The 3,287-nt window shown below is 67.4% G+C and carries 2 protein-coding genes and 1 pseudogene; all 3 read right to left on the bottom strand.

What is annotated here, in order from left to right:
- The coding region (locus A5636_RS26980) for a hypothetical protein (protein ID WP_253900431.1) at nucleotides 1-152 on the bottom strand (152 nt) is incomplete at its 3' end.
- Nucleotides 153-348: 196 nt separating this feature from the next.
- Entirely contained in the window at nucleotides 349-2,076 is a 1,728-nt protein-coding gene (locus tag A5636_RS00385) for a serine/threonine-protein kinase (protein ID WP_065156727.1), read from the bottom strand.
- A gap of 123 nt (nucleotides 2,077-2,199) precedes the next feature.
- A pseudogene (locus A5636_RS26355) lies at nucleotides 2,200-3,287 on the bottom strand (serine/threonine-protein kinase); the annotation flags it as partial.

Raw genomic sequence — 3,287 nt, 5'->3', positions numbered from 1 at the left:
AATTCGGCGGTCATCACTTTGACGGCGACGGTCCACTCCTTGACGGTGTGCTCGGCCTCGTAGACCTCGCCCATCCCACCGCGGCCCAGCAACCGTTTGAGTTCATAGGGCCCAAACATCGACCCCACCCGCGAGCCCTGCGTGTCGCTCATTGCTGATCCTCCCAGTTAACTCGCAATGTGGCAGACATTATCAATTGCTACCGTCGGACGCGCCTATCGCAAAGGTCGAGGTCATCATTTCTTGGCTCGCCGTCTCCAACCCAGTCGCGCCGCTCGGAACACGATCATGCCCACTAGCACGATCGCGAGATCCCGGGGGTCGCGGATGCTGAGACTCACGCGAGACTCACGAGTGCGATGCCCACCAGTCGTACAGCTGATCGAGAGTGGGTCCCTGCGGGTTGCCGGCGACAAGTGCGAAGACCAGGGTGTTTTCATTGCTCCACATCACCTGCGGATCGGTCCCTTGATAAACGCCGCAGGCGACCTGGCCGAGGATGGCTTGGGGGTCCTGCGTGTGCCACCACGTGCCCGGTGAGGCCCTTCCGCCCGGGCAGGTCTGGATGGTGAAGGTTCCGATGAAGCCCTTGAAGGCATCCTTGAGTGCTGCGACATCCGCGTAGAGCCCGTAGGTCGACAGCCGCGGGCCGTTGGCATCGGTGTTCTGCCCGCAGGTCACCGATACCAATGCGCCCGGCATCGGCTTATTTGCCGTCTTGCAGGTTCCGGGTGGGTAACCGGCCGGCAACAGGCGCATCAGCTGAGTCTCGGCACCCGACGCAGCGGTAGTTGTCGTCGTGGTCGACGTGGTCCACGTGGTCCACGTGGTCGTCGGCGGAGTGGTCACGGTGGTGGTGCGGCCGGACTGCGCGGCGTCGTCGTCCTTGGTGGCCGCATGCACGCCGATAGCCGCCAGTATGAGGACCAGGAACACGGCGGCAACACCGGCGACGATCGCCCACGGGTTGCGGCGACGCGGCGGGGCGGGGTGCCAGGGCATGGGGCCGGCAAACGGTTGCGGTGGTGGCCCGGGCGGGAAAACCGGGCCGCCCGGGTAACCGGGAGGACCGGCCGGTGCCGCCGTTCGGCGCGGAAGCGGACCGGATGGCGGCGCGGGATGGCCTACCGGTCGGGGCGCCGGCGCAGGCCCATACCGGATCGTCTGCGGAACGACGGGAGGGGCAGGCAGGACCGCCTCCTGGCTGCGGCGCACGATGTCGGCGACCTGGTCGCGGTCGGGTTCGCTGAGCGCTTGCTGCGCGGCGCGGGCCAGTTCGCCGGCGCTGGCGTAGCGATCGGCCGGATTCTTGGCCATGCCCCGGGCGATCACTGTGTCCAGGGCGCGCGGAACTCCCGGCACGGCGGCACTGGGCCGCGGGATGGGATTGTTCATGTGGGCGCTGATCAGTACGCCGGCGCTGTCCGACTGGTACGGCGCGCCACCGGTGAGGCACTCATACAGCACGCAGGCCAGGGCGTAGATGTCGGCGCGGTAGGTGACTTCGTCGTTGGAAAAGCGTTCGGGCGCCATGTATTTCCAGGTTCCGACGGCGGTGCCCAACTGGGTGAGCTTTTCGTCGGTGGTGGCGCTGGCGATTCCGAAGTCCACCAGGTAGGCGAAGTCGTCGCGGGTGACCAGGATGTTGGGTGGTTTGACGTCGCGGTGCATCACCCCGGCGGCGTGGGCGGCATCCAGTGCCGAGGCGATCTGGGTGATGATCGCGACCGCCCGGGAAGGCGGCAGCCTGCCGTGCTGGGCGATCAGCTTGTCGAGGTCGGTGCCCTCGATAAGACGCATCTCGAGGTACATCAGTCCATCGATCTCGCCGTAGTCGTGAATCGGCACCACATGGGGTTCCTGCAACCGGCCGGCAATGCGGGCTTCGCGCTTCATCCGCTCGCGGAACACCGGATCCTTGCTGACGTTTTCCGACATCAACTTGACCGCGACGGTCCAGCCCTTGACGGTGTGCTCGGCCTCGTAGACCTCGCCCATGCCACCTCGGCCGAGCGGTCGTTTCAAGCGGTAGGGCCCGAACATGCGCCCCTCGTGCGAATCCGGCGCCTCACCCATCGCTGACCCCCCAAACAAATCGGCAACGCCGACGCCGCGCGACACGCCACCGCTCAAAGCAGCTGACGCACTTACATTTTGGCGGGGTTAGCACCAAACCCACAGTCGGCCAATCGGTTTCGATCAGCCGTATTTGGCCCACCAATTGTGCAGGTCTTCGATGGTCGCGGGATCCCCGAACACGTCACTGAGCATCAACTTGGCCTCGTTGCTCCAGATCACGTTCGGGTGGTTCTTGTATGTGCCGCAGGCGATCATGCCCGCCGTCACCGTCGGGTCCCGGTCGTAATGCCAACCGTCGGGGGACGGGCCCTCGCCGGGGCAGTTCATCAACTGCACGGCCGCGATGTCGTCGTTGAAGGCTGACTTCAGGGTGGCCACGCTCGAAAACAGTCCGTAGATCGCTCGACTCGGACCGCCTTGGTTGGTGTTCTGACCGCAGTCGAGCATGGCGATCGTGTTGGTCCAGACGCTGTTCGGCTTGGGCGTGGTCGGTGTGCACGTGCCGGACGGATAGCCCGAAGGCAGCATTGCCAGCAGCTTGCTCTGCGGGCTGCCGCCGGGGGTCGTGGTCGCCGGCGAGCTCTTGGTGGTCGTAGGCGGCCGAGAGGTGGTCGAGGAGGCCGCTGTAAGGGTGTCGTCCAGCGGGCGGGGGTCATCCGGCCGGGTTGCGTACCAGATACCGATCCCGGCGACGACGAGGACCACCACGACCGCGGCGGCGGCGGCCACGATCGGCCACGGGTTGCGCTTGCCGGTGGGTTGGTTGCCGGGGTTCCAGACTGGCGGACCGCCCGGGGGCGTCCCGCCGGGTGGCGTTCCGCCCCAGTTGCCGCTTTGGAAGTACTGCGGCGCCTGGGGAGGCGGGTTCTGGCTCGGAATCGGGCCACTGGCCGGCCCCCAGCCGGGCTGGGGGGGCGGCGCCTGGCGCTGCAACGGCCCCGAGCTGATCGGGTCGCCGTAACCCGGCGGCGGCGAATACTGGGGTGCGCCCGATTGCGGGGGGCCGCTGGGCCCTGACGGCGGGGGCGCCGCCACGGTGCCGGGCAGCGCCGATTCGCGGCTGCGACGCAGGATGTTCTCGGCGTGGTCCTGGTCGGGATCGCTGAGTGCGTCGTGGGCGGCGCGGGCGAAGTCGCCGGCGCTGGCGTAGCGGTCTTCGGGCTTTTTGGCCATGCCGCGCGCGATCACCGCATCGAACGCCTTGGGGA

The sequence above is a fragment of the Mycobacterium asiaticum genome (assembly GCF_001673315.1).
Lineage (GTDB): Bacteria > Actinomycetota > Actinomycetes > Mycobacteriales > Mycobacteriaceae > Mycobacterium > Mycobacterium asiaticum_B.
This window is presented reverse-complemented; position numbering and strand designations above follow the sequence as displayed.

Excerpts from the sequence above, each read along its gene's own strand:
- A5636_RS00385 (WP_065156727.1), bottom strand. The coding sequence starts at position 2,076 with ATGGGTGAGGCGCCGGATTCGCACGAGGGGCGCATGTTCGGGCCCTAC.